The organism is Nocardioides sp., assembly GCF_035547795.1.
In the GTDB taxonomy this organism is placed as follows: Bacteria; Actinomycetota; Actinomycetes; order Propionibacteriales; family Nocardioidaceae; genus Nocardioides.
The window spans coordinates 1-6,783 of the sequence record NZ_DASZUF010000112.1; the positions used below are offsets into that span (position 1 = coordinate 1).

Below are 6,783 nucleotides of genomic sequence, written 5' to 3' on the forward strand. Positions count from 1 at the left end.
CAGCGACTTCATGAAGGCGCCGGTGCCGACCTTCACATCGAGCACCAGCGCGCCGGTGCCCTCGGCGATCTTCTTGCTCATGATCGAGGAGGCGATCAAGGGGATCGCCTCGACCGTGCCGGTCACGTCGCGCAGCGCGTAGAGCTTCTTGTCCGCCGGGGCAAGACCGGCGCCCGCGGCACAGATCACCGCGCCCACCGACTCCAGTTGGGCGAGCATCTCCTCGTTGGACAGCGTCGCGCGCCAGCCCGGGATCGACTCCAGCTTGTCGAGGGTGCCGCCGGTGTGTCCCAGTCCGCGGCCGGACAGCTGCGGCACCGCCACCCCGCACGCGGCCACCAGCGGCGCCAGCGGCAGCGTGATCTTGTCGCCCACGCCGCCGGTGGAGTGCTTGTCCGCGGTCGGGCGGGAGAGCGCGGCGAAGGACATCCGCTCCCCGGTCTCGATCATCGCGGTCGTCCAGCGGGCGATCTCGCGACGGCTCATCCCGCGCAGCAGGATCGCCATGGTCAGCGCCGACATCTGCTCGTCGGCGACCCGCCCGTCGGTGTAGGCGCGCACCACCCAGTCGATCTGGCTGTCGCTCAGCTCACCGCCGTCGCGCTTGGTGTGGATGACCTCGATCGCGTCGTGGCTCATGCCAGGTTCTCCGGTCCGAAGGCGTCCGGCAGCACCTGGTCCATGGTGCGCACACCGCTGACGGTGAGCACCTCCAGCCCGGCGCCGCCGTTCTCCTGCAGCAGCTGGCGACAGCGGCCGCAGGGCATGATGACCCCGCCCCCGCCGTCGACGCAGACGAAGTGGGTCAGCCGGCCGCCGCCGGTCAGATGCAGCTGCGAGACGAGGCCGCACTCGGCGCACAGCGTGACGCCGTACGCCGCGTTCTCGACGTTGCAGCCCGACACGATCCGGCCGTCGTCGACGAGCGCGGCGGCGCCCACCCGATAGCCCGAGTACGGCGCATAGGCGTGTGCCGCTGCCGCCGTGGCCGCTGCCCGCAGCTGCGCCCAGACCTCGGCCCGGTCGTCACTGCTTGACATACGGCTCCCCGTCCGCGGCCGGCGCCCGGACCTTCCCGACCAGCCCGGCGACGGCCACGATCGTGGCCAGGTAGGGCAACATCTGGACGAAGTACGACGGGATCCCGTGCACGTTGATCGACAGGTTGTTCTGCACCGCGATGGCGAAGCCGAACAGCAGCGCCGCCGCGGTCGCCCCGCGCGGCGACCAGCGCCCGAAGATCACCGCTGCCAGCGCGATGAAGCCGTTGCCGGAGCTGATGTTCTTGGTGAAGCCGCCCACCGAGCCGATGGTGAAGTACGCCCCGCCCAGGCCGGCGATCGCCGAGCCGATGATGACGTTGCGGTAGCGCATCGCCAGCACCTTGATGCCCACCGTGTCGGCTGCCTTGGGATGCTCGCCGACGGCGCGGGTGCGCAGGCCCCAGCGGGTGCGGAACAGTGCCACATCCACGGCGATGATCAGCAGGTAGGTCAGGTAGACCACGATGTTGGCCTCGAAGAGCAGCGGGCCGATGATCGGAATCGAGTGCAGCACCGGAATGTCGATCTTGCCGAGCACGCCGGGGTTGTTCAGCTTGTCCGGGTTGTTCTGCATGAACGCGTCGAACAGGAAGCCGGTGAGGCCGGCGGCCAGCACGTTGAGCACCACGCCGAGCACCACCTGGTTGACCAGGTAGCGGATCGCGAACAGCGCCAGCAGCACGCCCATGAAGGCGCCCGCCGCCAGCCCGCCGAACAGGCCGACCCAGGTGACGGTGATCGAGCCGATCAGCGCCGCCGCCCAGGCCCCGGCGAGCATCTGCCCCTCGATGGCGACGTTGATGACGCCGGAGCGCTCGCACATCACGCCGGCGAGGGCGCCCAGGATCAGCGGCACCGCCAGCGCGATCGAGTTCTGCAGCAGGCCGACGACCTCGATATCCGGGTGGTCGCCCTGGGTCGACACCCAGCTGAAGAACGCCACCAGGAACAGCACGAAGGCCACTCCGGCGGCCCACGGCGTGGCGCGCCGGCCGAAACCGCGGGTGGCCTGCCAGGCGGCGATCGCCAGGATCACGATGCCGATCACCACGACGGTGGCCTTGGCCGGCAGCGAGACCGTGTGGCCGTCGAAGACCAGGTGCGCGGTGCCGCCGTGCACCTTCAGGCCCAGCCACAGCAGCGTGATCAGGCCGAGAGCTGCGTACGCCGCCGCGCGCAGCAGCCGGGTGCGCGTCCCGAGCGCGGTGTCGACGACCTTGTGATCGACCGTGAGCACGGCGCTCATCGGGGTCTCCTTTCGAAGCGGAGCGCTGAGCCTGATGTCCGGGAGAGCATTCGAATGGGGTGGTTCATCCGTTCCACCCCTTCGCGAGCTCGGCACCGACGGAGGCGCCCGACGTCTTGAGCCGGAAGATCGCCCGGATCACGGCCGGCGCCGCGATGAACAAGACGATCAGCGACTGGATCACCTGGACCAGCTCGATCGGCGCGTACTGCTGCATCATCGGGCCACCCGCGTGCAGCGCACCGAAGAGCAGGCCGGCGAAGACGGTGCCGACCGGGTTGGCCCGGCCCAGCAGCGCCACCGTGATGGCGTCGAAGCCGATGCCGGCGTCGATGTCACCGGTGATCTGCGGATTGGTGCCGAGGACCTGGGAGACACCGGCCAGCCCGCACAGTGCGCCCGAGAGCAGCATCACCACGACGTAGCTGTTCTCCACATGCATGCCGGCGGTCTTGGCCGCGAACGGGTTCGCCCCCACCGCCCGCAGCCGGAAGCCGAGCCGGCTGTACTTCAGCAGCCACCACACGAACGCCGCCGCGGCCAGCGACAGAATCAGACCGAGGTGCACCCGCAGGCTGCCGCCCAGCAGCAGCGGCAGGGTCGCGTTGTGGTCCACCGGGTTGGAGATGGCCTGGCCGTACGGCGGGGCCTGGAAGCCCTTGACCGAGAGCAGGTAGCCCAGCAGGTTCACCGCGACGTAGTTGAGCATGATCGTGGTGATCACCTCGTGCGCGCCGGTCTTGGCCTTGAGGAAGCCGGACAGGCCGCCCCACAGCGCACCGCCGAGGACGCCGGCCAGGATCGCCACGATCAGGTGGATCACCACCGGCATGTGCCAGTGGAAGCCGACGAAGCCGGCGAAGATCGCGCCCAGGATGATCTGGCCCTGGCCGCCGATGTTGAACAGCCCGGCCCGGAACGCCAGGCCCACCGCGAGACCGCCGGCGATCAGCGGCGTGGCATCGGTCAGCGTCTCCGAGATCGGTCCGAGATAGCCGGCCAGGGTGCCGTTGCCGGCGGTGTGCGGGTTGAAGATCGCGCCGTAGAAGAGCGCCTGGTAGGTATGCCAGATCGCCGACCAGGCGAACCGGAAGGTGTCGCCCGGATAGTGCCCGAAGTACTTGAACGAACTGCGGGTCTGCTGGTCGGAGATCGCGATCAGGATCGCCGAGATCACCAGTGCCGTGACGAACGACAGCACCGTGACCAGCGCCGTGTCCCAGGCACTGCCGCGCCGCTTGGCCCGAGGAGCCTCCGGTACGGCGGGGGTCTGCGCCGGAGCCTGCGTCGTACTCATGCCGAGACCTCCTGGGTCTGGCCGGCCATCAGCATGCCGATCTCCTCGGGCAGCCCGGGGTCGGTGCCCGCGGGCACCTCACCGATGATCTTGCCGCGGTACATCACCCCGATCCGGTCGGCGAGTCCGAGCACCTCGTCGAGCTCGCTGGAGATGAGGATGACCGCGGCGCCGTTGTCACGCTCGGCGACGATGCGCTGGTGCACGAACTCCATGGACCCGACGTCGAGGCCCCGGGTCGGCTGGGCCACGATCAGCAGCTTGAGCGGCCGCGACATCTCGCGGGCCAGCACCACCTTCTGCTGGTTGCCGCCGGAGAGCGTCGAGGCGGCGTGGTCGATCGAGGACGTGCGGACGTCGAACTCCTCGACCTTCTCCTCCGCATGCTCGCGGATCCGGCCCAGGTCGAGGTTGAGCCGACCGGAGTACGGCGGCTGGTCGTAGAGGTCGAGGACCATGTTCTCGGCGACCGTGAAGCTAGCGACCAGACCGTCGTGCAGCCGGTCCTCGGGGACGTAGCCCACGCCGAGACCGAGGATGTCGTCGGTGCTCATCCGGGTCACGTCGACCCCGGCGATGCGGATCGTGCCGTCGTCGACGCGCTCCAGCCCGACCAGGGCCTCGGTGAGCTCGGTCTGGCCGTTGCCCTGGACGCCGGCCAGCGCATAGATCTCGCCGCCGCGGACGGTGAAGCTGACCCCGTCGACGGTGACGGCTCCGGCGGCGTCGAGCACGCGGACGCCGTCGACCTCGATGACCTCCGCCTTCGGCGCGGCGGGCTGCTTGTCGACGTTGAGCCGGACCGGGCGGCCGACCATCAGCGAGGCGAGCTCGGCGGGGCTGTCCTCCGGTGACGCCGTGCCCACCACCTTGCCGCGGCGGATGACGGTGATCTTGTCCGCGACCGCGCGCACCTCGCGCAGCTTGTGGGTGATGAAGACGATCGCCGTACCGGCCTGTTTGAGCGAGCGCATGATCTCGATCAGGTCGTCGGTCTCCTGCGGCGTCAGCACCGCGGTGGGCTCGTCCAGGATGAGCACCTTGGCGTCGCGGACCAGTGCCTTGAGGATCTCCACCCGCTGCTGCACGCCGACGGGCAGGTCCTGGACCAGCGCGTCGGTCGGCACCCGGAGGCCGTAGCGCTGGGAGATCTCCTCCACCTCCCGCCGCGCCCGGCGCCGGTCGAGCAGTCCGAGCAGCCCCTTGGTGCGCTCGTGGCCGAGCTCGATGTTCTCGGCGACGGTGAAGACCGGGATGAGCATGAAGTGCTGGTGCACCATGCCGATGCCGGCCGCCATCGCGTCGCCGGGGCCGGCGAAGGAGACGGGCTTCCCGTCCAGCAGGATCTCGCCCTCGTCCGGCTGGTAGAGCCCGTAGAGCACGTTCATCAGCGTGCTCTTGCCGGCACCGTTCTCGCCGAGCAGGGCATGGATCTCGCCCGGCTCGACGACGAGGTCGATGTGGTCGTTCGCGGTCAACGTGCCGAAGCGCTTGGTGATCCCACGCAGCTCGAGCTTCACGGCACCTCCCTGTCGTTGTTGCTCACCCTAGGACACGTCTGGCGGACGGGCCCCGACACGATCACGGGGGAGCCCAAGGGGCTCCCCCGTGCGAGCCCGTCGGCGACGGGCTCAGGCGTGGGTCACTTCGGCTGGCTCGGCGAGGTGATCTTGATCGCGCCGGACTCGATGTCGGAGGTGATCTTCTGCAGGGCGTCCTTGACGTTCTGCGGGACCTTGCTGTCGAAGTCGTGGAACGGCGCCAGGCCGGTGCCGCCGTTCTGCAGGGTGCCGATGTAGTTGCCGGTCGGGAAGGTGCCGCTGCCGACCTGCTGCATGTAGTCCTCGACGGACTTGGTCAGGCCCTTGGTGACCGAGCTGATGAAGTACTTGCAGTACTGCGCCGCGCTCTCGCACCCGTCGGTGTCGACCCAGATCAGGTTGAGCTTGCCGCCCGACGCGGCCGCCGCCGCGCCTGCGCCCAGACCCGAGCCGCCCGCGACCGGGAAGACCACGTCGGCGCCGGCCTGCTCCATCGCCTGGGTGATCGCCTTGCCCTTGTTCTGGTCGGTGAAGGAGCCGGCGAAGGTGCCGCCCTTCTGGTTGGTCTCGTCCCAGCCGAGGACCTTGACGTCCTTGTTGTTCTGCTTGTTGTAGTACTGGACGCCCTCCCAGAAGCCGTCCATGTAGATGGTCACCGGCGGGATGTTGAGGCCGCCCCAGGTGCCGACCTTGCCGGTCTTGGACATCGCCGCAGCGAGGTAGCCGCCGAGGAAGCCGCCCTGAGCGGTGTTGTACTGGATGCCGTAGACGTTGTCGGCGGTCGACGGGTTGTCGATCTCGGCGTAGTGCTGGTTCGGGTTCGCCGTCGCGATCTTCTTGACGTTGTCACCCATCAGGCCGCCGACCGCGATGATGGTGTCGCAGCCGGCGTTGGTCTCGGTGGTCAGGTTCGGCGTGTAGTCGTTGGCCGAGTTGGAGGCCACGTACGACGGCGAGATGTTCGGGTTGGCCTTCGCGGCGGCGGTCAGCCCCGCCCACGACGACTGGTTGAACGACTTGTCGTCGACACCGCCGGTGTCGAGCACCATGCACGCCTTGATCTTGGCGCCGCCCGAGGTGCTGGCCGAGGTGCCGTTCGACGGCGCCTGGCTGGTGGTGTCGGACGCGTTGTTGTTGTCCGCCTTGCTCGAGCAGCCGGCCGCGATCAGGGCGACGGCGCCCATCGTGGCGAGGGTCTTGGCAACGTGACGCAAAGGTCCTCCTTGGGATGTCGGCTGCCGTGGCGGCGCCGTACCGAATAGCGTCACCCTAGGACAGCCGGCAGACCTGGGGCAGGGCCGATACCTAGTTGTTATTCAGGTCGTTACTCAGGTCGTCATTCAGGTCGTCGCCCTACGGCGCCCGCGGGCTCGTCGTACGCCGCCAAGAGGCGGTCCGCCGCGATCGTGGCGGGCAGCTCGCCCGAGAGCACCTCGGCCCGGATCTGCTCGCGGATCGCGCGCACTCCGGGGCTGTGCCGCAGCCGCTGGTCGAGCTCGTCGCGCACCAGCGCCCAGGTGAACTCCAGCTGCTGCCGGGCGCGCTTGTCTCGCAGCCCGTCCTCACCCAGGTGGGCGCGGTGCCCCAGCACCTGCTCCCACACCCCGTCGACGCCCTGGTCCTGCAGTCCTGAGCAGGTCACCACCGGCGGGGCCC

General features: G+C 69.2%; 6 protein-coding genes and 1 pseudogene. All 7 read right to left on the reverse strand.

The window, feature by feature from the left end; all coding sequences use genetic code 11:
- On the reverse strand, window positions 1–639 hold a 639-nt coding region (locus VHA72_RS07705; protein WP_325573908.1), incomplete at its 3' end, for a thymidine phosphorylase.
- A complete protein-coding gene (locus VHA72_RS07710; protein WP_325573911.1) occupies window positions 636–1,040 on the reverse strand; it encodes a cytidine deaminase in 405 nt (134 codons plus the stop codon). The genes VHA72_RS07710 and VHA72_RS07705, both read right to left, overlap by 4 nt.
- Window positions 1,027–2,289 (reverse strand): ABC transporter permease, encoded by a 1,263-nt coding sequence (locus VHA72_RS07715; RefSeq protein ID WP_325573913.1) that lies wholly within the window; start codon window positions 2,287–2,289, stop codon window positions 1,027–1,029. The genes VHA72_RS07710 and VHA72_RS07715 overlap by 14 nt, the downstream gene beginning before the upstream one ends.
- 64 nt (window positions 2,290–2,353) lie before the next feature.
- Complete coding sequence (locus VHA72_RS07720; protein WP_325573915.1) at window positions 2,354–3,586, reverse strand: ABC transporter permease; 1,233 nt, start codon at window positions 3,584–3,586, stop codon at window positions 2,354–2,356.
- Window positions 3,583–5,106 carry an ABC transporter ATP-binding protein gene (locus tag VHA72_RS07725; RefSeq protein WP_325573917.1) on the reverse strand — a complete coding sequence of 508 codons (1,524 nt, stop codon included), beginning with the start codon at window positions 5,104–5,106 and terminating at the stop codon, window positions 3,583–3,585. The genes VHA72_RS07720 and VHA72_RS07725 overlap by 4 nt, the downstream gene beginning before the upstream one ends.
- Window positions 5,107–5,228: 122 nt before the next feature.
- Window positions 5,229–6,341 (reverse strand): BMP family lipoprotein, encoded by a 1,113-nt coding sequence (locus VHA72_RS07730; RefSeq protein ID WP_325573919.1) that lies wholly within the window; start codon window positions 6,339–6,341, stop codon window positions 5,229–5,231.
- Window positions 6,342–6,463: 122 nt separating this feature from the next.
- Window positions 6,464–6,783: pseudogene (locus VHA72_RS07735) on the reverse strand (methylmalonyl Co-A mutase-associated GTPase MeaB); the annotation flags it as partial.

Coding starts and splice junctions, on each gene's coding strand:
- VHA72_RS07710 (WP_325573911.1), bottom strand. CDS start 1,040: ATGTCAAGCAGTGACGACCGGGCCGAGGTCTGGGCGCAGCTGCGGGCA.
- VHA72_RS07715 (WP_325573913.1), bottom strand. CDS start 2,289: ATGAGCGCCGTGCTCACGGTCGATCACAAGGTCGTCGACACCGCGCTC.
- VHA72_RS07720 (WP_325573915.1), bottom strand. CDS start 3,586: ATGAGTACGACGCAGGCTCCGGCGCAGACCCCCGCCGTACCGGAGGCT.